The 19,790-nt window shown below is 52.4% G+C and carries 22 protein-coding genes and 5 tRNA genes; 18 read left to right on the forward strand and 9 right to left on the reverse strand.

The features are described from left to right. The first annotated feature begins 7 nt into the window (after positions 1-7). From cydX to pnuC, 16 genes are all read left to right on the forward strand, one after another. Positions 8-121 (forward strand): cytochrome bd-I oxidase subunit CydX, encoded by a 114-nt coding sequence (gene cydX, locus AC6EMZ_RS02270; protein ID WP_498400782.1) that lies wholly within the window; start codon positions 8-10, stop codon positions 119-121. Then, the gene (gene ybgE, locus AC6EMZ_RS02275; RefSeq protein WP_498400783.1) at positions 121-411 is read left to right on the forward strand and encodes a cyd operon protein YbgE; all 291 of its coding nucleotides are present in this window, start codon (positions 121-123) and stop codon (positions 409-411) included. The genes cydX and ybgE overlap by 1 nt, the downstream gene beginning before the upstream one ends. Positions 412-559: 148 nt before the next feature. Then, positions 560-964 carry a tol-pal system-associated acyl-CoA thioesterase gene (gene ybgC, locus AC6EMZ_RS02280; protein ID WP_032617092.1) on the forward strand — a complete coding sequence of 135 codons (405 nt, stop codon included), beginning with the start codon at positions 560-562 and terminating at the stop codon, positions 962-964. After that, complete coding sequence (gene tolQ / locus AC6EMZ_RS02285; protein ID WP_498400784.1) at positions 961-1,653, forward strand: Tol-Pal system protein TolQ; 693 nt, start codon at positions 961-963, stop codon at positions 1,651-1,653. Before ybgC ends, tolQ begins: the two co-directional genes overlap by 4 nt. 3 nt (positions 1,654-1,656) lie before the next feature. Continuing rightward, positions 1,657-2,085: a colicin uptake protein TolR gene (gene tolR, locus AC6EMZ_RS02290; RefSeq protein WP_498400785.1), complete on the forward strand. Its 429-nt coding sequence runs from the start codon at positions 1,657-1,659 to the stop codon at positions 2,083-2,085. Between the two features lie 28 nt (positions 2,086-2,113). Then, positions 2,114-3,355: a cell envelope integrity protein TolA gene (tolA, locus tag AC6EMZ_RS02295; protein ID WP_498400786.1), complete on the forward strand. Its 1,242-nt coding sequence runs from the start codon at positions 2,114-2,116 to the stop codon at positions 3,353-3,355. Positions 3,356-3,488: 133 nt separating this feature from the next. Next, positions 3,489-4,781: a Tol-Pal system beta propeller repeat protein TolB gene (gene tolB, locus AC6EMZ_RS02300; protein ID WP_498401460.1), complete on the forward strand. Its 1,293-nt coding sequence runs from the start codon at positions 3,489-3,491 to the stop codon at positions 4,779-4,781. Between the two features lie 35 nt (positions 4,782-4,816). Beyond that, positions 4,817-5,338 carry a peptidoglycan-associated lipoprotein Pal gene (gene pal, locus AC6EMZ_RS02305; RefSeq protein WP_498400787.1) on the forward strand — a complete coding sequence of 174 codons (522 nt, stop codon included), beginning with the start codon at positions 4,817-4,819 and terminating at the stop codon, positions 5,336-5,338. 9 nt (positions 5,339-5,347) lie between these two features. Further along, positions 5,348-6,142, forward strand: a complete 795-nt coding sequence (gene cpoB / locus AC6EMZ_RS02310) for a cell division protein CpoB (protein ID WP_498400788.1) — start codon at positions 5,348-5,350, stop codon at positions 6,140-6,142. Between the two features lie 162 nt (positions 6,143-6,304). Continuing rightward, positions 6,305-6,380: transfer RNA gene (locus AC6EMZ_RS02315), tRNA-Lys, on the forward strand. Between the two features lie 22 nt (positions 6,381-6,402). Then, a tRNA-Val gene (locus AC6EMZ_RS02320) sits at positions 6,403-6,478 on the forward strand. 3 nt (positions 6,479-6,481) lie between these two features. Further along, a tRNA-Lys gene (locus tag AC6EMZ_RS02325) sits at positions 6,482-6,557 on the forward strand. A 143-nt stretch (positions 6,558-6,700) separates the two neighbouring features. Next, positions 6,701-6,776: transfer RNA gene (locus tag AC6EMZ_RS02330), tRNA-Lys, on the forward strand. A gap of 33 nt (positions 6,777-6,809) precedes the next feature. Next, positions 6,810-6,885: transfer RNA gene (locus AC6EMZ_RS02335), tRNA-Lys, on the forward strand. 163 nt (positions 6,886-7,048) lie between these two features. Next, positions 7,049-8,092 carry a quinolinate synthase NadA gene (gene nadA / locus AC6EMZ_RS02340; protein WP_498400790.1) on the forward strand — a complete coding sequence of 348 codons (1,044 nt, stop codon included), beginning with the start codon at positions 7,049-7,051 and terminating at the stop codon, positions 8,090-8,092. Positions 8,093-8,127: 35 nt separating this feature from the next. Beyond that, positions 8,128-8,847, forward strand: a complete 720-nt coding sequence (gene pnuC / locus AC6EMZ_RS02345; protein WP_498400791.1) for a nicotinamide riboside transporter PnuC — start codon at positions 8,128-8,130, stop codon at positions 8,845-8,847. Here the strand turns inward: pnuC and zitB are convergent. Both zitB and AC6EMZ_RS02355 read right to left on the reverse strand, forming a co-directional pair. Beyond that, positions 8,844-9,782 carry a CDF family zinc transporter ZitB gene (gene zitB, locus AC6EMZ_RS02350; protein WP_498400792.1) on the reverse strand — a complete coding sequence of 313 codons (939 nt, stop codon included), beginning with the start codon at positions 9,780-9,782 and terminating at the stop codon, positions 8,844-8,846. The genes pnuC and zitB overlap by 4 nt on opposite strands. A 110-nt stretch (positions 9,783-9,892) precedes the next feature. Continuing rightward, on the reverse strand, positions 9,893-10,279 hold the full coding sequence (locus AC6EMZ_RS02355; protein ID WP_498401461.1) for a YbgS-like family protein: 387 nt from the start codon (positions 10,277-10,279) through the stop codon (positions 9,893-9,895). A gap of 320 nt (positions 10,280-10,599) precedes the next feature. Here AC6EMZ_RS02355 and aroG point away from each other — a divergent pair, with 320 nt between their 5' ends. After that, entirely contained in the window at positions 10,600-11,652 is a 1,053-nt protein-coding gene (gene aroG, locus AC6EMZ_RS02360; RefSeq protein WP_498400793.1) for a 3-deoxy-7-phosphoheptulonate synthase AroG, read from the forward strand. Between the two features lie 61 nt (positions 11,653-11,713). On the opposite strand, the gene gpmA is transcribed toward aroG, so the two are convergent. From gpmA to modE, 7 genes are all read right to left on the reverse strand, one after another. Beyond that, the gene (gpmA, locus tag AC6EMZ_RS02365; protein WP_498400794.1) at positions 11,714-12,466 is read right to left on the reverse strand and encodes a 2,3-diphosphoglycerate-dependent phosphoglycerate mutase; all 753 of its coding nucleotides are present in this window, start codon (positions 12,464-12,466) and stop codon (positions 11,714-11,716) included. 202 nt (positions 12,467-12,668) lie between these two features. Continuing rightward, positions 12,669-13,709: a galactose-1-epimerase gene (gene galM, locus AC6EMZ_RS02370; RefSeq protein ID WP_498400796.1), complete on the reverse strand. Its 1,041-nt coding sequence runs from the start codon at positions 13,707-13,709 to the stop codon at positions 12,669-12,671. Beyond that, the gene (gene galK / locus AC6EMZ_RS02375; protein WP_498400797.1) at positions 13,703-14,851 is read right to left on the reverse strand and encodes a galactokinase; all 1,149 of its coding nucleotides are present in this window, start codon (positions 14,849-14,851) and stop codon (positions 13,703-13,705) included. Before galK ends, galM begins: the two co-directional genes overlap by 7 nt. A 5-nt stretch (positions 14,852-14,856) precedes the next feature. Beyond that, complete coding sequence (gene galT, locus AC6EMZ_RS02380; RefSeq protein WP_498400799.1) at positions 14,857-15,903, reverse strand: galactose-1-phosphate uridylyltransferase; 1,047 nt, start codon at positions 15,901-15,903, stop codon at positions 14,857-14,859. 9 nt (positions 15,904-15,912) lie between these two features. Beyond that, entirely contained in the window at positions 15,913-16,929 is a 1,017-nt protein-coding gene (gene galE / locus AC6EMZ_RS02385; RefSeq protein ID WP_498400800.1) for a UDP-glucose 4-epimerase GalE, read from the reverse strand. Between the two features lie 199 nt (positions 16,930-17,128). Further along, complete coding sequence (gene modF, locus AC6EMZ_RS02390; protein ID WP_498400801.1) at positions 17,129-18,601, reverse strand: molybdate ABC transporter ATP-binding protein ModF; 1,473 nt, start codon at positions 18,599-18,601, stop codon at positions 17,129-17,131. A 67-nt stretch (positions 18,602-18,668) separates the two neighbouring features. After that, positions 18,669-19,457 carry a molybdenum-dependent transcriptional regulator gene (gene modE, locus AC6EMZ_RS02395; RefSeq protein ID WP_498400802.1) on the reverse strand — a complete coding sequence of 263 codons (789 nt, stop codon included), beginning with the start codon at positions 19,455-19,457 and terminating at the stop codon, positions 18,669-18,671. Positions 19,458-19,584: 127 nt separating this feature from the next. Between modE and AC6EMZ_RS02400 the strand changes: the two genes are divergently transcribed. Further along, positions 19,585-19,734, forward strand: a complete 150-nt coding sequence (locus tag AC6EMZ_RS02400; protein ID WP_498400803.1) for an AcrZ family multidrug efflux pump-associated protein — start codon at positions 19,585-19,587, stop codon at positions 19,732-19,734. Positions 19,735-19,790: the final 56 nt, after the last annotated feature.

Consider the following 19,790-nt stretch of genomic DNA (forward strand, 5'->3'; position numbering starts at 1 on the left):
GCTGAATATGTGGTATTTCGCATGGATTTTAGGGACGCTTCTTGCCTGTGCATTTGGTGTCATCACCGCGTTAGCGCTTGAGCACATTGAAGCGTCCAAAGCAGGTGAAGATAATCACTGATGAGTATTATCGCAATGTTATATGCGGTAATGGATAAGCGCCCGTTAAGGGCGCTTTCTCTGGTGATGGCATTACTGCTGGCAGGCTGTATATTTTGGGATCCGTCGCGCTTTGCGGCGAAAACCAGCGAGTTGGAAATCTGGCATGGTTTCCTGATCATGTGGGCGGTTTGTTCGGGCATCATTCATGGTGTCGGCTTTCGTCCAAAAGCGGTCCACTGGCAGGGAATTTTCTGCCCGCTGGTAGCCGATTTGGTCCTCCTCGCGGGACTGATCTTTTTCTTCAACTGAATAAGAACTGTCCGTTAATCTTATGGGCTTACTTGAGCCCATAAAAATTTACTCTCCGTTTACTTTCCCCCATTCCAAACCATCATTCCCGCGCGTATAGTAGCGAAGTTTGAAAGCTCCAACTTTTGTTGCATTACCAGGATGTAAAGTGAATACAACGCTGTTTCGATGGCCGGTTCGGGTCTACTACGAAGATACTGACGCCGGTGGGGTGGTTTACCACGCCAGCTACGTTGCTTTTTATGAACGTGCACGCACTGAGATGCTGCGCCATCATCATTTTAGCCAGCAGGTTTTGTTGGCTGAGCGAGTTGCCTTTGTGGTTCGCAAGATGACGCTGGAATATTTTGCACCCGCCAGACTCGACGATATGCTCGAAGTCCAAACGGAAATAACATCTATGCGCGGAACCTCGCTGGTTTTCACGCAGCGGATCGTCAATGCAGAGAACACGGTACTGAACGAAGCAGAAGTACTGATTGTTTGTGTTGATCCACTCATTATGAAGCCTCGTGCGCTTCCTAAGTCTATTGTCGCGGAGTTTAAGCAGTGACTGACATGAATATCCTTGATTTGTTCCTGAAGGCTAGCCTTCTGGTTAAACTTATCATGTTCATTTTAATTGGTTTTTCAATCGCATCCTGGGCCATCATTATCCAGAGAACGCGTATCCTCAATGCTGCCACTCGTGAAGCGGAAGCCTTTGAAGATAAGTTCTGGTCTGGCATCGAGCTTTCTCGTTTGTATCAGGAAAGCCAGGGACGCCGTGAGAACCTTGCAGGCTCCGAACAAATCTTTTATAGCGGTTTCAAAGAGTTCGCTCGGCTGCATCGCGCTAATAACCATGCGCCAGAAGCGGTTGTTGAAGGTGCCGCGCGTGCGATGCGCATTTCCATGAACCGTGAACTGGAAACGCTTGAAAACCATATTCCTTTCCTCGGCACTGTGGGTTCCATCAGCCCGTATATCGGTCTGTTTGGTACCGTGTGGGGGATCATGCACGCCTTTATCGCGCTTGGCGCGGTAAAACAGGCGACGTTGCAAATGGTTGCTCCGGGTATTGCAGAGGCACTGATCGCGACCGCGATTGGTCTGTTCGCAGCAATCCCAGCCGTTATGGCATACAACCGCCTGAATCAGCGCGTGAACAAACTGGAACTGAACTACGACAACTTTATGGAAGAGTTCACCGCGATTCTGCACCGCCAGGCGTTTACCAGCACCGAGAGTAACAAGGGGTAAACCATGGCCAGATCGCGTGGACGAGGTCGTCGTGAACTCAAGTCCGAAATCAACATCGTTCCGCTGCTCGACGTACTGCTAGTATTGCTGCTGATCTTTATGGCGACGGCGCCGATCATTACTCAAAGCGTCGAAGTCGATCTGCCGGATGCGACAGAGTCACAGGCTGTGAGCTCCAATGATAATCCACCGGTTATCATTGAGGTTTCCGGCGTGGGGCAGTACAGCGTGGTAGTCGAAAAAGATCGTATGGATCAGCTTCCGCCTGAGCAGGTTATTGCTGAAGCGCAGCGACGTTTGGGAGCGGACCCGAAAACGGTCTTCCTGATCGGCGGGGCGAAAGACGTGCCTTACGATGAAATTATTAAAGCGCTGAACTTGCTACATAGTGCGGGCGTTAAGTCGGTTGGCTTAATGACTCAGCCTATTTGATCATCTGCGTAGTTTTTGGGAACCGATAGTGTCAAAGGCAACCGAACAGAACGACAAGCTTAAGCGAGCGATAATTGTCTCCGCAGTGCTGCACGTGATTCTCTTTGCAGCACTGATCTGGAGTTCGTTCGATGAGCACATCGATGCATCAGCTGGTGGCGGTGGAGGTTCCTCCATTGACGCCGTCATGGTGGATCCCGGCGCGGTAGTGCAAAACTATAATCGTCAGCAACAACAGCAGTCGAGTGCGAAACGTGCTGAAGAGCAGCGTGATAAGCAGGCGCAACAGCAAGTCGAGGAGCTGCGTGAAAAGCAGGCCGCGGAGCAGGAGCGTCTAAAGCAGCTTGAGAAAGAACGTTTGCAGGCGCAGGAAGCAGTGAAAGAGCAGGCGGATCAGCAGAAACAGGCTGAGGACGCGGCGAAGAAAGCGCAGGAGCAGCAGAAGCAAGCAGAAGAGGCGGCCGCCAAATCTGCAGCAGATGCAAAAGCGAAGGCTGACGCTCAGGCGAAACAAGCTGCCGATGCCGCGAAGAAAGCAGCTGCCGATGCGCAAAAAGTTGCTGAAGCAGAAGCCGTGAAGAAAGCGGCTGCGGATGCACAGAAAAAAGCCGAAGCAGAAGCTGCTAAGAAAGTTGCAGCCGATGCTCAGAAGAAAGCTGAGGCTGAAGCCGCTAAGAAAGCCGCTCAAGAAGCAGAGAAAAAAGCCACTGCTGATGCTGCGAAGAAAGCGGCTGCTGCTGAGAAGGCTGCTGCTGAAAAAGCTGCCGCTGCTGAGAAGGCTGCTGCGGATAAGAAAGCTGCCGCCGCTGAGAAGGCTGCTGCGGACAAGAAAGCTGCCGCCGCTGAAAAAGCCGCTGCCGCTAAGGCTGCCGCCGCTAAGAAGGCCGCTGCATCCGATGTTGACGACCTTTTTGGTGACCTGAGCTCCGGTAAGAATGCGCCGAAATCAGGCGGTGCTGCCTCTGCAGGCCCTGGAAATAATAAGAAAAGCGGTCCATCTCAAGGGGAGATCAATGATTACGGCTCGCAGGTTCAAGCCGCAATTAAGAATTACCTGCATGACTGGGGAACGTATCAGGGTAAAGTTTGTACCTTGCGTATCCAGTTAGCTCGTGATGGATCTTTATTAAATGCCAAAGTTGAGGCAGGCGATCCGGCATTTTGCCAGGCTATGCTTGCAGCAACAAATCGAATGTCTAAATTCCCGAAACCTCCAAGCGACGGGATCTATGAGACTTTCAAAAACGCGCCAATGGATTTCAAACCTTAAGTCATATTTACCTGTGCAAATCGGGGAAAATAGACCAGGGTTAGTCGCCAGGTACGAGTAGTTTTGTTTATTTGAGTTTGTTAACATTCTGCTAAATTATCGTGGGTAATGTTACTCAGATAAGGGAGATATGATGAAGCAGGCATTACGCGTAGTAGTGAGTTTCTTTATGCTGTGGGCAGCCGTGCTGCACGCAGAAGTGCGTATCGAGATCACCCAAGGGGTGGACTCGGCGCGTCCGATCGGCGTTGTTCCGTTCCAGTGGGCAGGCCCTGGTGCTGCTCCTGAAGACGTTGGCGGCATTGTTGCCGCTGACTTACGCAACAGCGGTAAATTCAATCCATTAGACCGTTCACGTCTGCCTCAGCAGCCGGGTACTGCGCAAGAAGTTCAACCCGCTGCATGGTCTGCGCTGGGTATTGATACTGTTGTCGTAGGTCAAGTCACTCCTAACCCAGATGGTGGGTACACCGTTGCTTACCAACTGGTGGATACCGGCGGTGCGCCTGGTACCGTTCTGGCACAGAACACCTATAAGGTGAACAAGCAATGGCTGCGCTATGCGGGCCATACGGCGAGTGATGAAGTGTTCGAGAAGCTGACCGGAATTAAAGGCGCTTTCCGTACCCGTATCGCCTACGTCGTTCAGACCAATGGCGGTCAGTTCCCTTATGAACTGCGCGTTTCTGACTATGACGGCTACAACCAGTTCACCGTACACCGCTCACCGCAACCGCTGATGTCCCCGGCGTGGTCTCCTGACGGTTCTAAACTGGCTTATGTTACCTTCGAAAGCGGCCGTTCTGCGCTGGTCATCCAGACATTGTCTAACGGTGCAGTGCGTCAGGTTGCGTCTTTCCCGCGTCACAACGGTGCACCAGCATTCTCTCCGGATGGCTCCAAACTGGCGTTTGCCCTGTCTAAAACAGGCAGCCTGAACCTGTATGTTATGGACATTGGTTCTGGTCAGATTCGTCAGGTGACCGATGGTCGCAGTAACAACACGGAGCCGACCTGGTTCCCGGACAGCCAGAATCTGGCCTTTACGTCTGACCAGGCAGGTCGTCCACAGGTTTATAAAGTTAACGTCAACGGCGGTGCACCGCAGCGTATTACCTGGGAAGGTTCACAGAACCAGGATGCTGATGTAAGCAGCGACGGTAAAACTATGGTAATGGTGAGTACAGCTGGTGGTCAGCAGCACATTGCCAAACAAGATCTGGTAGCGGGTGGCGTACAAATTTTGTCGTCAACGTTCCTGGACGAAACGCCAAGTCTGGCACCTAACGGCACTATGGTAATCTACAGCTCTTCTCAGGGGATGGGATCCGTGCTGAATCTGGTTTCTACAGATGGGCGTTTCAAAGCGCGTCTTCCGGCTACTGATGGACAGGTAAAATCACCTGCCTGGTCGCCGTATCTCTAAATAATAATTAATTGATTACTAAAGGAATCTTAGAAATGCAACTGAACAAAGTGCTGAAGGGGCTGATGATCGCTCTGCCTGTCATGGCAATCGCAGCGTGTTCTTCTAACAAGAACGCAAGCAACGACCAGAGCGGCGAAGGCATGATGGGCGCTGGTACTGGTATGGACGCTAACGGTAGCGGCAACATGTCTTCTGAAGAACAAGCTCGTCTTCAGATGCAGCAGCTGCAGCAGAACAACATTGTTTACTTCGATCTGGACAAGTATGACATCCGTTCTGACTTCGCTGCGATGCTGGACGCTCACGCAAACTTCCTGCGTAGCAACCCGTCTTACAAAGTCACCGTAGAAGGTCATGCTGACGAACGTGGTACTCCTGAGTACAACATCTCCCTGGGTGAACGTCGTGCAAACGCCGTTAAAATGTACCTGCAGGGTAAAGGCGTTTCTGCTGACCAGATCTCTATCGTTTCTTACGGTAAAGAAAAACCTGCAGTACTGGGTCACGACGAAGCGGCTTACTCCAAAAACCGTCGTGCCGTACTGGTTTACTAAGAGAATTGCATGAGCAGTAACTTCAGACATCAACTATTGAGTCTGTCGTTACTGGTTGGCATAGCGGCCCCCTGGGCCGCTTTTGCTCAGGCGCCAATCAGTAGTGTCGGCTCAGGCTCGGTCGAAGACCGCGTCACTCAACTTGAGCGTATTTCTAACGCTCACAGTCAGCTTTTAACTCAACTCCAGCAGCAGCTTTCCGATAACCAAAATGACATTGATTCGCTTCGTGGCCAAATCCAGGAAAGTCAGTATCAGTTAAATCAGGTTGTCGAACGTCAGAAGCAGATTTTGCTGCAGATCGACAGCTTAGGTAGCGGTGGTGCAGCGGCACAACCGGCGGCGGGCGATCAAAGTGGGGCGGCGACAGCAACCCCAGCGCCAGCAGCAGACGCGTCAGCCTCCACAGGTGCGCCTGTACAGAGCGGTGACGCGAATACTGACTACAACGCAGCAATTGCCCTGGTGCAGGACAAATCGCGTCAGGACGACGCTATAGCGGCGTTTCAGAACTTCGTGAAGAAGTACCCGGATTCAACCTATCAGCCAAATGCTAATTACTGGCTCGGTCAGTTGAATTACAACAAGGGTAAAAAAGATGATGCGGCGTTTTATTTTGCCTCTGTGGTGAAAAATTACCCGAAATCATCAAAAGCTCCGGACGCGATGTTCAAAGTCGGCGTTATCATGCAGGACAAAGGTGATACTGCGAAAGCCAAGGCAGTATTCCAGCAGGTGGTCAGTAAGTACCCAGGCACCGAAGGTGCGAAACAAGCGCAAAAACGTCTTGGTTCGATGGGATGACCGTCGCATGACCAGAAATTGCGTTATTTCTGGTCGTGCCGCATGATTCGTAAGCAGTTAAGTGATCTGTATCGAAATTTTTGTTGCGCTCAATTCTTAAATCAGTAATATATGCCGCCGTTGCCAAGGGATATCAAACACCCCAGAAGCGGCACAAATAGTGGGTCGTTAGCTCAGTTGGTAGAGCAGTTGACTTTTAATCAATTGGTCGCAGGTTCGAATCCTGCACGACCCACCACTAAAAGATTTCGGTAGTACATGGGTGATTAGCTCAGTTGGTAGAGCACCTCCTTTACACGGAGGGGGTCGGCGGTTCGAGCCCGTCATCACCCACCATTTGGGTCGTTAGCTCAGTTGGTAGAGCAGTTGACTTTTAATCAATTGGTCGCAGGTTCGAATCCTGCACGACCCACCAATTTAACATCTGATTCGGATGTTAAGCGTGAAGGATAGCGTTGCATCAGCAACGGCCCGAAGGGCGAGGCGAAGCCGAGTCATCCTGCACGACCCACCAATTTAATTATTGGTACCGAATAAATATTCAGGCAACACCCGAATGGGTCGTTAGCTCAGTTGGTAGAGCAGTTGACTTTTAATCAATTGGTCGCAGGTTCGAATCCTGCACGACCCACCAGCCTGAATAAAAAATTGAAGTAAATCCCGCAAGGGGTCGTTAGCTCAGTTGGTAGAGCAGTTGACTTTTAATCAATTGGTCGCAGGTTCGAATCCTGCACGACCCACCAATGTAAAAAGGCGCCCTAAAGGCGCCTTTTTGCTATCCATTTCCTGTGACATTTCTTTTCAAATTCGCTATCTTGTTTAGTATATAAAACACAATTGCTATCATCTTTGCGATGCAACGCAAATGAATGGCAAAATGTTAAGCCAGTAAAACGAGAAGCCATTATGAGTGTGATGTTCGATCCAGAAGCGGCAATCTATCCCTTCCCTCCGAAACCTGTTCCGTTGAATCAGGACGAAAAGCATTTCTATCGCGAAAAAATCAAGCGCCTGCTCAAGGAGCGTGATGCCGTGATGGTGGCGCATTACTACACCGATCCTGAGATCCAGCAACTGGCGGAGGAGACGGGCGGGTGTATCTCGGATTCTCTGGAGATGGCGCGTTTTGGCGCTAAACATTCTGCGTCAACGTTACTGGTGGCGGGCGTTCGCTTTATGGGTGAAACGGCAAAGATTTTAAGCCCGGAAAAAACCATCCTGATGCCAACTCTTAACGCTGAGTGCTCTCTGGATCTGGGTTGCCCCATCGACGCGTTCAGCGCCTTTTGCGACGCTCACCCTGACAGAACCGTGGTGGTTTACGCCAATACCTCTGCCGCCGTTAAAGCGCGCGCGGATTGGGTTGTCACGTCCAGTATTGCCGTTGAGTTAATTGAGCATCTTGATAGCTTGGGTCAGAAAATTATCTGGGCACCGGATAAGCATCTGGGTAGCTACGTGCAAAAACAAACGGGTGCCGATGTACTTTGCTGGCAGGGAGCCTGCATCGTTCACGACGAGTTCAAGACCCAGGCGCTGGCACGCATGAAGGCGCTTTATCCGGAAGCGGCGATTCTGGTTCATCCGGAATCACCACAGGCCATCGTGGATATGGCAGATGCGGTCGGTTCAACCAGCCAGCTCATCAATGCTGCAAAGACCCTGCCTCAAAAGAAACTGATCGTCGCCACCGACCGCGGCATTTTTTACAAGATGCAGCAGGCCGTGCCGGATAAAGAGTTGTTCGAAGCACCGACAGCCGGGGAAGGGGCCACCTGCCGCAGCTGTGCTCATTGCCCGTGGATGGCAATGAACGGTCTGAAAGCGATTGCAGAAGGGCTGGAGTCCGGCGGAGCAGCACATGAAATCCATGTCGATGCCGCCCTGCGTGAAGGGGCGTTAGTTCCGCTTAACCGTATGCTGGAATTTGCGACTACACTACGTTCTTGATTAAATAACGCGTAATACGACGCTCTGGGGAAAAGATGGATTTTTTTAGCACGCAGAATATCCTGGTTCACATACCAATCGGTGCTGGCGGCTATGACTTGTCATGGATAGAAGCTATCGGAACGTTGGCTGGCCTGCTCTGTATCTGGCTTGCAAGCCTTGAGAAAATCAGCAACTACGCGTTCGGACTGATCAACGTCACGCTGTTTGCCATCATCTTCTTCCAGATTCAGCTTTACGCCAGCTTGCTCCTGCAACTGTTCTTCTTCGCTGCAAATATTTATGGCTGGTATGCCTGGTCGCGTCAGAACAACCAGCAGGAAGCGGAATTACAGATTCGCTGGTTATCCTTGCCGAAGGCAATAGCCTGGCTTGCGGCCTGCGTTGTAGCGATTGGCTTTATGACGATTTATATTAATCCCGTCTTCGGTTTCCTGACGCGTATCGCCGTGTCGGTCATGTCGAGCCTGGGTTTAAACGTCACGATGCCTGAGCTACAGCCCGATGCGTTCCCGTTCTGGGATTCATGCATGATGGTGCTGTCGATCGCAGCGATGATTCTCATGACCCGCAAATATGTCGAGAACTGGCTGTTGTGGGTCATCATCAACGTTATCAGCGTGGTGATATTTGCACTTCAGGGGGTATATGCCATGTCACTGGAATATCTGATCCTGACCTTCATTGCGTTGAACGGCAGTCGGATGTGGATGAATAGCGCGCGTGAGCGTGGCTCTCGCGCGCTTTCCCGTTAATGATGGTGATGATGTGAATGGCCGGGCTGCGTCTCATTGAGATGGCAGTCAGGCCCTTTGCAGGGCTGATACTCCATCTGAATAGTGACATGTGAAATAGCGTAATGATGTTTTAGGAAGTGCTGGATACGTCCCAGCAGTGCATCATGATCGTGCGGTGGAATGACCTGCACGTGGAGCGTCATGACCGGTTTCTCGCCTACCTGCCAGACGTGAACATGGTGGACGTCACGCACTTCGGGAATCGAACGATTCAAATTACGTTTCAGGGCAGGAATATCCAGCGCAGCGGGCGCGCCTTCTAACAGCTCATTCACGCTCTCCTTTAACAGCCGCCAGGCGCTACGTAGCACCAGACAGGAGACCAGGACCGACAGAATCGGATCGATCGGCGTCCAGCCCGTATAGATAATCACCAGCGCCGCCACGATAGCCCCGACCGAACCCAGCAAATCGCCCAGTACATGCAGCGCTGCCGCACGTACGTTGAGATTTTTCTCTGCGCTGCCGCGATGCAGAATCCAGAATGCCAGAATGTTGGCAACTAGCCCGGCGACGGCAATCACCATCATCGTCCTTCCGGCAATGGGTTGCGGGTGCTGAAATCGCTGGAAAGCCTCCCAGACGATCAAAAGGGTAATCACGACCAGCGCAATAGCATTGACGAAAGCGGCGAGGGTGGTGAGGCGAAGCCAGCCAAAGGTGTGACGCGCATTGGGGGGACGACGAGCAAACTGAACGGCGATTAAAGCGAAAAGCAGGGCCGCAGCATCGGTAAGCATATGCCCCGCGTCTGCCAGCAGCGCCAGCGAACCCGAAATAAGTCCACCGATCACCTCAACGACCATAAAGGTTGCCGTGATGCCAAAAGCCAGCATCAGGCGTTTTGCGTTTTCATCCCTGGGAGAATCCGAATGAGAATGTGTGTGCGCCATACAAGATGTCCTGATTTATTATCTTTGTCAGCTTTGAGTTTTTAACATTTTGCACAAAAAAGAAAGGAGAGCATCAGCTCTCCTCAATTTATTCAGAAGCGGGCAAACCGTTATTGGGTTGTACCGTCAGTTTTGGTGTCGACATCGTTATTACTGCCATCACCGGTTCCAACTTTCTTGTTGATGTCCGGGCATTTGCCATCTTTGCACATCGAATTTTTGTGCACTTCATCTTTGGTCATGCCGTCGTGATTCATGGTGCCTGAATCCGTGCCGTTCGGGTGCAGCATTGTCCCGCTACCCGAGTTGATATTGTTGTTATCAACATTATTTGGCGCAATGTTATCTTTTGCATCAGGTGCGACCTGGCCTGCATTAGCGGCGGCATTCGCCTGACCGTTGCTGTCGGACCCAGCAGTATCGGCCGCCAGTGCTGCACCGCTTGCCATCGTCAAGGTTGCTGTCAGGAAAAGAGTTGCCAGTTTAGTCATTTTCATCATGTTGCTCCTGTTCTGGTTGTTATTTGCTGGATAACTTCGTCCAACAGTGCATAAGCGAAAGAGGGTTTCGCTCAGTGGTGAAAGATTCCAATATCTGGCGTTAAGTCAGAATAGAATCACGTTAAAACATATAAACAGAGTGGTTACCTTTAAAAAGTGTAGGTTACATCTCGCTTTTCGCTACTTTGTGGCGTTTATTAGCGTAATTCCAGGAATTATCCGTGCGGAGTGTAAAATCCCGTTTACACGTTATGGCCAACAAGTTAGATTGAAAGCATTGCATTCATTACTAAAGTTATGCCAACGCTGGAACGAACATGAATTATCAGAATGACGATTTACGTATTAAAGAGATCAATGAGTTATTACCGCCTGTCGCGCTCCTTGAAAAATTCCCCGCCACCGAAAATGCAGCGAACACCGTTTCTCATGCACGCAAAGCGATTCACAAAATCCTGAAGGGTAATGACGATCGTCTGCTAGTGGTGATTGGACCCTGCTCTATCCACGATCCTGCCGCCGCAAAAGAGTATGCCGCGCGTCTGTTGACGCTGCGTGAAGCACTCAAAGGGGAGCTGGAAGTGGTGATGCGCGTCTATTTTGAAAAGCCGCGTACCACGGTAGGCTGGAAAGGGCTGATTAACGATCCGCATATGGACAACAGTTACCAGATAAACGACGGTCTGCGTATTGCGCGTAAACTGCTGCTCGACATTAACGACAGTGGATTACCGGCGGCCGGCGAGTTTTTGGATATGATCACCCCGCAATACCTCGCAGACCTGATGAGCTGGGGCGCGATTGGTGCGCGTACCACGGAGTCGCAGGTACACCGCGAGCTGGCTTCTGGCCTTTCCTGTCCGGTAGGGTTCAAAAATGGTACCGATGGCACTATCAAAGTCGCTATCGATGCGATTAACGCTGCTGGCGCACCACATTGCTTCCTGTCTGTGACCAAGTGGGGCCACTCTGCCATTGTGAATACCAGCGGTAACGGCGACTGCCACATTATCCTGCGCGGTGGTAAAGAGCCTAACTACAGTGCTCAACACGTCGCGGAAGTGAAATCAGGCCTCGAAAAATCGGGTTTATCTGCGCAAGTGATGATCGATTTCAGCCATGCCAACTCCAGCAAGCAATTTAAAAAGCAGATGGAAGTTGGGGCAGACGTTTGCGAGCAGCTTGCAAACGGCGAGAAGGCCGTGATTGGCGTGATGATTGAAAGCCATCTGGTAGAAGGGAACCAGAATCTGGAAGGCAGCGAGCCGCTGGTTTACGGAAAAAGCGTAACCGATGCATGTATCGGCTGGGAAGATACCGAAACGATCCTGCATCAGTTGGCGAATGCGGTAAAAGCTCGCCGCGGCTAGCTTTTACCGAGCAATAAAAAAGCGTGGATTGCTCCACGCTTTTTTTACATCTGGCGAACAGTTACTTCGCTTTACCCTGGTTTGCTACCGCCGCCGCTTTTGCAGCGATTTCGTCAGCGTTGCCCAGATAGTAACGTTTGATCGGCTGGAAGTTTTCATCAAACTCATACACCAACGGCACGCCCGTTGGGATGTTGAGCTCAAGAATCTCGTCTTCGCCCATGTTGTCCAGGAACTTCACCAGCGCACGCAGGGAGTTACCGTGAGCCGCAACGATCACGCGCTCACCGCTTTTCAGGCGTGGCAGAATGGTTTCATTCCAGTAAGGCACAACACGATCGATGGTCAGCGCCAGGCTTTCAGTCTGTGGCAGCTCTGCATCGGTCAGTTTTGCATAGCGTGGGTCGTGGCCCGGATAACGCTCGTCGTCTTTGGTCAGCTCTGGTGGCGTGACGGCGAAGCCGCGACGCCATTGTTTAACCTGCTCGTCACCGTATTTTTCGGCGGTTTCAGCTTTGTTCAGACCCTGCAGCGCACCGTAGTGACGCTCGTTCAGTTTCCAGGATTTTTCAACCGGCAGCCACGCCTGATCCAGCTCGTCCAGAACGTTCCACAGAGTGTGGATGGCACGTTTCAGCACAGAGGTATAAGCAAAATCAAAGCTGAAGCCTTCGGCCTTCAGCAATTTACCCGCTGCTTTTGCTTCGCTTACGCCTTTTTCGGACAGGTCAACATCATACCAACCGGTAAAGCGGTTTTCGTTGTTCCACTGACTTTCGCCGTGGCGCACCAGAACCAGCTTAGTTACAGCCATATCTTACTCCTCAAGCATTTTGAATGATAACAATTCTCATTATATTGCCGTGACCGTACCATCGGCAACGCTTAACCATAACCATAGCGAAAATAGTGGCCCAGTGTAAGATGCTTGTGAATCGCAGGTTATGATTTGTCGTTGAAAGGCGTTATTTTCAGCAAGATGCGCAAAAAAAAGCCCTCCAAAGGAGGGCGAGGTCTTAACGCGGAATGAAGTGATATTCCGTCAGGCTGATGTACGTATTGCCTGGTCGTAAAATGCAGTCAGGCTGCGGGTACTCGGGATGATTCGGACTGTCCGGCAAAAACTCGCTTTCCAGCGCCAGACCTTGCCAGTCGGTGTACTCATCATGTTCGCGTGCGAGTGTGCCGCCCAGATAGTTACCGGAGTAAAACTGTAGGGCAGGGGCGGTGGTGTAAACCGTCATCTGCAACTTTTCGTCCGCTGACCACACCTGCGCGGCGGGCTGATGGATATCGCCTTTCGCCTGTAGCAGAAACGCGTGGTCATAGCCTTTCATTTTGCGCTGGTCATCATCGCTCAAAAAATCCTGGGCGATGCTTTTCGTCATGCGAAAATCAAAGCTGTTACCGTTCACCGACTTCAGGCCTGCGGACGGTATGCCCATTTCATCAACCGGCAAATACTCATCCGCCAGAATTTGCAGCTTGTGATTGCGGATGTCGCACTGATTGCCGTCAAGATTGAAGTAGGCGTGGTTGGTCATATTAACCGGGCAAGGCTTGTCTACCGTGGCGCGATATTCGATAGCGATACGGTTATCTTCCGTCAGCGTGAAGCGGGCCGACGCCGTAAGATTACCCGGGAATCCCTGATCGCCATCGATGGATTCCAGCGCGAACTGCACTTCGCAGTCGTTCTGCTGAACAATCTGCCAGCGACGCTTATCAAACCCTTCCGGACCGCCGTGCAGTTGGTTTTCACCCTGGCTTGGCAGCAAAGGATACTGCACGCCGTCCAGCGAAAATTGGCTTTTGGCGATGCGGTTGGCGTAACGCCCCACGGATGCGCCAAGGTACGCGGCCTGGTTAACGTACTGCTCTGGCGATGCGCAGCCGAGCAGGGTTTCACGCACGCTGCCATCAGGCATGGGAACACGAGCGGAAAGTAATGTCGCGCCCCAGTCCATGACCGTCACCACCATCCCCGCGCGGTTGCGCAGGGTTAACAGGCGATACGGCAGGCCATCCGGTGCGAGGGTTGGCGTTTCGTTTAGCACTGTCCCGCTCCTTGTGAAGGTTTGCACACGTAGAAGGTCTCTTTGATGCCGGTTTTTGCTTCATACTGCTGAGCGACGGCTTCCTGAACGGTGGAGACCAGTGCTTCCGGAATCAGGGCGACCACACAGCCGCCGAAACCGCCACCGGTCATACGCACACCGCCCTGATCGCCAATTGCTGCTTTGACAATTTCTACCAGGGTATCTATCTGCGGCACGGTGATTTCAAAATCATCGCGCATAGAAGCGTGAGATTCTGCCATCAATTCGCCCATGCGTTTCAGGTCGCCTTTTTCAAGCGCTGATGCGGCTTCAACGGTACGGGCATTTTCGGTCAGCACGTGACGAACGCGTTTTGCCACGATGGGGTCTAGCTCGTGAGCCACCTTGTTGAATTCGTTGAGCGATACATCGCGCAGCGCAGGTTGCTGGAAGAAACGCGCGCCGGTTTCGCACTGCTCGCGGCGTGTGTTGTACTCACTGCCCACCAGCGTGCGTTTGAAGTTACTGTTGATTATCACCACCGCCGCGCCTTTTGGCAGGGAAACCGCTTTGGTCCCGAGCGAGCGGCAGTCGATCAGCAGTGCGTGTTCTTTCTTGCCCAGAGCAGAGATCAACTGATCCATGATGCCGCAGTTACAGCCGACAAACTGGTTCTCTGCTTCCTGACCATTCAGCGCGATTTGCGCACCATCCAACGGCAGATGATAAAGCTGTTGGAAGACGGTACCGACCGCCACTTCCAGCGATGCCGATGAGCTTAAGCCTGCGCCCTGAGGCACGTTGCCGGTAATCACCAGATCCGCACCGCCGATATTTTTAGCACGCTGTTGCAGGTGTTTCACCACGCCGCGAACATAGTTAGACCACTGCTGGGTATCGTGGGCCACAATCGGCGCGTCGAGAGAAAACTCGTCAGACTGATTATCGTAGTCGGCAGCAATCACGCGCACCGTGCGATCGTCGCGTTTTGCACAACTGATGACAGTCTGATAATCGATAGCGCAAGGCAGCACGAAACCGTCGTTATAATCGGTGTGTTCGCCGATCAGATTCACGCGGCCTGGCGCCTGAATCGCATGGGTGGCAGGGTAGCCAAATTTTTCAGCAAACAGGGATTGTGTTTTATCTTTCAGACTCATTATTTTTAGACTCCTGATTCGCGGTAATGAACATCGCTGACGGCGCGCAGACGTTCTGCCGCTTGTTCTGCCGTCAGGTCACGCTGGGTTTCCGCCAGCATTTCGTAGCCCACCATAAACTTACGTACCGTCGCAGAACGCAGCAGCGGCGGATAGAAATGGGCATGTAACTGCCAGTGCTGATTGTCTTCGCCAGTAAACGGCGCACCGTGCCAGCCCATGGAATACGGGAAGGAGCACTGGAACAGATTGTCATAGCGACTGGTCAGCTTTTTCAGCGCCAGGGCTAAATCATCACGTTGTGCATCACTCAAATCGGTAATGCGTAGCACATGCGCTTTAGGCAGCAGCAGCGTTTCGAATGGCCACGCCGCCCAATACGGCACGACCGCCAGCCAGTGCTCGGTTTCTACAACGGTACGGCTACCGTCCGCCATCTCACGCTGGACGTAGTCCAACAACATGGCGGACTGCTGTTCAGCGAAATAGGTTTTTTGCAGTCGGTCTTCACGCTCGACTTCATTAGGCATGAAGCTGTTCGCCCATACCTGTCCATGCGGATGCGGGTTTGAACAGCCCATCGCCGCGCCTTTGTTTTCGAACACCTGCACCCACGGATAGGTCTGACCCAGCTCGGCAGTCTGTTCCTGCCAGGTGGTGATCACATCCTTCAGCGCATCAAGGCTCAGCTCCGGCAGCGTTTTGCTGTGATCCGGCGAGAAGCAAATCACGCGACTGGTGCCGCGCGCGCTTTCACAGCGCATCAGCGGGTCGTCACTTTCCGGCGCGTTTGGCGTGTCGGTCATCAGCGCCGCGAAATCGTTAGTGAATACGTAAGTGCTTTTGTAATCGGGATTTTTATCACCGGTTACGCGAGTATTGCCCGGGCACAGGAAGCAGTCAGGATCGTGCTGTGGCAACGTTTGTTGAGCAGGGGTTTCTTGCGCTCCTTGCCACGGGCGCTTAGCGCGATGCGGTGAAACTAAAATCCATTGCCCGGTTAATGGGTTAAAACGCCGATGCGGGTGATCGACGGGATTAAATTGCGTCATGACGGATCCTTAGTCCGGATAGCCCTGCGGATGGCGTGACTGCCAGTGCCAGGTATCTTGTGCCATTTCATCGAGCGTGCGGGTAACACGCCAGTTCAGCTCTTTATCGGCTTTGTTGGCATCTGCCCAGTAAGCCGGGAGATCGCCATCGCGGCGCGGGGCGAAGTGATACGCCACTGGCTTACCGCAGGCTTTGCTGAACGCGTTAACCACGTCCAGTACGCTGCTGCCAACGCCTGCGCCGAGATTATAAATATGTACACCAGGCTTGCCTGCCAGTTGTTGCATCGCGGCAACGTGGCCGTCAGCGAGATCCATGACGTGGATGTAGTCACGTACGCCGGTGCCATCTTCGGTTGGATAATCGTTGCCAAAAATCGCCAGCGAATCGCGACGACCGACGGCGACCTGGGCGATGTACGGCATCAGATTGTTAGGAATACCTTGCGGATCTTCACCCATATCGCCTGACGGATGCGCGCCAACCGGGTTGAAGTAACGGAGCAGGGCGATGCTCCACTCTGGCTGCGCTTTTTGCAGGTCGGCCAGAATTTGCTCCACCATCAGCTTGCTTTTACCGTACGGGCTTTGCGGCGTACCGGTCGGGAAGCTTTCGGCGTAAGGGATTTTGGGTTGGTCGCCGTAGACGGTGGCGGAGGAGCTGAAGATGAAGTTCTTCACGTTGGCGGCGCGCATAGCGGAGATTAAACGCAGCGTACCGTTGACGTTGTTATCGTAGTATTCAAGCGGTTTGGCCACCGATTCGCCGACGGCTTTCAGGCCAGCAAAGTGGATCACCGTATCGATAGCGTGGTCGTGCAGAATTTCGGTCATCAACGCTTCGTTGCGGATGTCACCTTCCACAAACATGGGTTGTTTTCCGCCAAGGCGCTCGATCACCGACAGCACGCTGCGCTTACTGTTGCACAGATTGTCGAGGATGATGACGTCGTGGCCATTTTGCAGCAGTTGCACACAGGTATGACTTCCAATGTAACCGCTACCACCTGTTACCAGAACTCGCATATTTCGCTCCATTAGGCTTATGGTATGTAATAACCATAGCATAACAGAGACGTGAAAAGTGTGACATGGGATAAAATAGTGGAATCGGTTACACTGATTTTAAAACCTGTTTTTTTGACCTTTGAGGACATTCTAAATCAAAGAGATAGGGAAGTATTGATGCAGGTTATCTGAAAAGGGGGCGCACCCCCTTTTGATATTAACGCAGGTCGCTTAATACGTAGCCGTAGCGGTTGTCTTCCGGGACAAACTCAAGGCGGTGGGTGATGCAGGACGGGGCGTCCTCCGCATGGTGTGAAACAAACAGCAGCTGCGTTTCGCCTTCGCCAATCAGGACATCCACAAAACGACGGATCAGCTGACGATTGAGCGGATCCAGCCCCTGAAGCGGTTCATCCAGAATCAACAGCGTCGGGTGTTTGACCAGCGCACGGACGATTAACGCCAGCCGTTGCTGTCCCCAGGACAAGCTATGAAACGGCACATCAGCCACGCGATTACCCATTCCGAGAATATCCAGCCACTGCTGCGCCAGCTTATGCTGCTTGTCCGAGACGGCCTGGTATATGCCGATGGAGTCGAAATAACCGGACAAAATGACGTTACGCACGGTGGTGCTGACGCGATAGTCGAGGTGCAGGCTGCTGCTGACATAACCGATATGCTTTTTAATATCCCAGATGGTTTCGCCACTGCCGCGACGGCGGCCAAACAGCGTCAGATCGTTGCTGTATCCCTGCGGGTGATCGCCCGTGATCAGGCTAAGCAGCGTGGATTTTCCCGCACCGTTAGGGCCGGTAATTTGCCAGTGTTCGCCGGGATTCACCGTCCAGCTCAGCTGATTGAGAATGGGCCTGTCGTTATAGGAAACGACGCCGTTAATTAACTCAATACGGGGTTGGTCGGGGGCTAAACCATGACGCGCCGAAGGTGCATCAGGCTCCGGGAGCGCGATGCCATCCAGCTTTTCACTGTGGGCCAGCTGCGCAATGAGCGTCTGCTGTAACAAGGCGTTTTTCTCGCCGGTTTCGGTCAACGCGCAATCTGCCAGCACGCCGGCAAACTGCACAAAATCAGGGATCTCATCGAAACGGTTCAACACCAGAACCAGGGTATAACCTTGCTGATTCAAATCGGCTAATAGCAACGCCAGCTGCGCGCGGGACTGGACGTCAAGCCCGTCGAACGGTTCATCCAGAATCAACAGTTCTGGCTCGTTCATCAGAGCCTGACACAACAATGTTTTGCGGGTTTCACCGGTTGAAAGATATTTGAAACGACGATCCAACAGGCCTGCAATACCAAACTGTTCGGCCAGGTGTTGGCAACGGATGGGATCTTTTTTCTCGTCCTGGATGATTTCAGCCGTGGTGCGGCCCGTGTCTTCTTCACCCGGACTGAGCAGGTCGGTGTTATTACGTTGCCACTCGTCGCTGACCAGTTTTTGCAGTTGTTCGAAGGAGAGCCGAGTCAGGCGTGAAAAGCTGCACTGGCGTTCGCCCTTAAGCTGGGTGAGTTCACCCGCCAGCGCGCGGGCGAGGGCAGACTTGCCGCTCCCGTTAGTGCCGACAAAAGCCCAGCTTTCGCCAGCGCGTAAGGTTAAATCCGCAAGATCTAATGTGCGTGTGTCGCTAAGACGAAACGTGCCTTGCGAAATATGCAATGATGACATGTGTTATCCCGTTTTTTGCAGCAATATGTCTCAGGGATACCGACTGTCGCCAAATTTGTCAATGCGCTTAGCATAACGTGGCGATAATCACCCGGTCGGCATTAAAATATGCCGTCACGTCCGCGCCTTCTTCTAAATCCGTCGCGCTCGCCGTCGGCACGGTGGCACATAGCGTTTGACCATCCGGCAAGGCCATCAGCACTTCACATTGCTCGTCGCCACGCTCAATATGGCTAATTTTTACGCGCAGTTGATTATCGGCAGCTCTTGCCTGTTCAGCATCACGCGTGATATTCACCCACGGCGCTTTGAGCAACACCAGCACCTCTTTGCCTTCATCCAGCCCGAGTCGCTCGCCGCTTTGCGCGGTAATCGCCACTTTCAGACGCGTGGTTCCATCGGCCAGAATAATATCGACATGCTGCTGAACCTGAGAGTTATCGCGAGCGGTAACGGTTCCGAACCATTGGTTGCGCGCGCTGGTTTGCAATGAGAAGCGGGAAATGGCCGCCAGCAGGCTGTCGAGGGGGAGGGCATCGTCATCGCTTAACACGTCAAAGGCTTTCTGCTGAATCTGTGCCAGCAGGTCGTAAAGCTGGATCAGACGCAAACCGTAGCGGGTTAATACTGCGCCGCCGCCACCCTTGCCACCCGTTGCTCTGTCGACCAGCGTCTGTTCGCTGAGGGTGTTCATGTCATTGATGGCATCCCATGCACTTTTATAGCTGATACCGGCGTTCTTAGCTCCCTGGCTAATTGAACCCGTCTGTTCTATTTGTTTAAGCAGGGCGATGCGTCGCGGATCGGCGAAAAGCTTCTGCTGAAGTCGAAGGGTAAGGAGAATTTCGGCCTGCATAACAAAGTCCTGGCAAAAAGTGTATTGTGGACCAAATGCCCTGGTGCGCAAAGGGTACCGCACAAAAGGGGATGTATTTCTCATCTTTCAGAGTAGAATACGCTATTCACAATGTCTGGAGAAAACCATGTTAGAGTTGTTGAAGAGTCTGGTATTCGCCGTGATCATGGTACCCGTAGTGATGGCCATCATCCTCGGCGCCATCTACGGCTTAGGTGAGTTGTTCAACCTGTTTTCGAACATCGGTCACAAAGACCAGCCTAAAAAGCAGCATTGATTTCCTTCAAAACGCCCGGTCAGTCCGGGCGTTTTGCCCTTAAGTTTTTCCCACTC

Source organism: Enterobacter sp. SCRI0065 (genome assembly GCF_059766475.1).

Coding starts and splice junctions, on each gene's coding strand:
- cydX (WP_498400782.1), top strand. CDS start 8: ATGTGGTATTTCGCATGGATTTTAGGGACGCTTCTTGCCTGTGCATTT.
- ybgE (WP_498400783.1), top strand. CDS start 121: ATGAGTATTATCGCAATGTTATATGCGGTAATGGATAAGCGCCCGTTA.
- tolR (WP_498400785.1), top strand. CDS start 1,657: ATGGCCAGATCGCGTGGACGAGGTCGTCGTGAACTCAAGTCCGAAATC.
- tolB (WP_498401460.1), top strand. CDS start 3,489: ATGAAGCAGGCATTACGCGTAGTAGTGAGTTTCTTTATGCTGTGGGCA.
- pal (WP_498400787.1), top strand. CDS start 4,817: ATGCAACTGAACAAAGTGCTGAAGGGGCTGATGATCGCTCTGCCTGTC.
- cpoB (WP_498400788.1), top strand. CDS start 5,348: ATGAGCAGTAACTTCAGACATCAACTATTGAGTCTGTCGTTACTGGTT.
- nadA (WP_498400790.1), top strand. CDS start 7,049: ATGAGTGTGATGTTCGATCCAGAAGCGGCAATCTATCCCTTCCCTCCG.
- pnuC (WP_498400791.1), top strand. CDS start 8,128: ATGGATTTTTTTAGCACGCAGAATATCCTGGTTCACATACCAATCGGT.
- zitB (WP_498400792.1), bottom strand. CDS start 9,782: ATGGCGCACACACATTCTCATTCGGATTCTCCCAGGGATGAAAACGCA.
- AC6EMZ_RS02355 (WP_498401461.1), bottom strand. CDS start 10,279: ATGAAAATGACTAAACTGGCAACTCTTTTCCTGACAGCAACCTTGACG.
- aroG (WP_498400793.1), top strand. CDS start 10,600: ATGAATTATCAGAATGACGATTTACGTATTAAAGAGATCAATGAGTTA.
- gpmA (WP_498400794.1), bottom strand. CDS start 12,466: ATGGCTGTAACTAAGCTGGTTCTGGTGCGCCACGGCGAAAGTCAGTGG.
- galK (WP_498400797.1), bottom strand. CDS start 14,851: ATGAGTCTGAAAGATAAAACACAATCCCTGTTTGCTGAAAAATTTGGC.
- galT (WP_498400799.1), bottom strand. CDS start 15,903: ATGACGCAATTTAATCCCGTCGATCACCCGCATCGGCGTTTTAACCCA.
- galE (WP_498400800.1), bottom strand. CDS start 16,929: ATGCGAGTTCTGGTAACAGGTGGTAGCGGTTACATTGGAAGTCATACC.
- modF (WP_498400801.1), bottom strand. CDS start 18,601: ATGTCATCATTGCATATTTCGCAAGGCACGTTTCGTCTTAGCGACACA.
- modE (WP_498400802.1), bottom strand. CDS start 19,457: ATGCAGGCCGAAATTCTCCTTACCCTTCGACTTCAGCAGAAGCTTTTC.
- AC6EMZ_RS02400 (WP_498400803.1), top strand. CDS start 19,585: ATGTTAGAGTTGTTGAAGAGTCTGGTATTCGCCGTGATCATGGTACCC.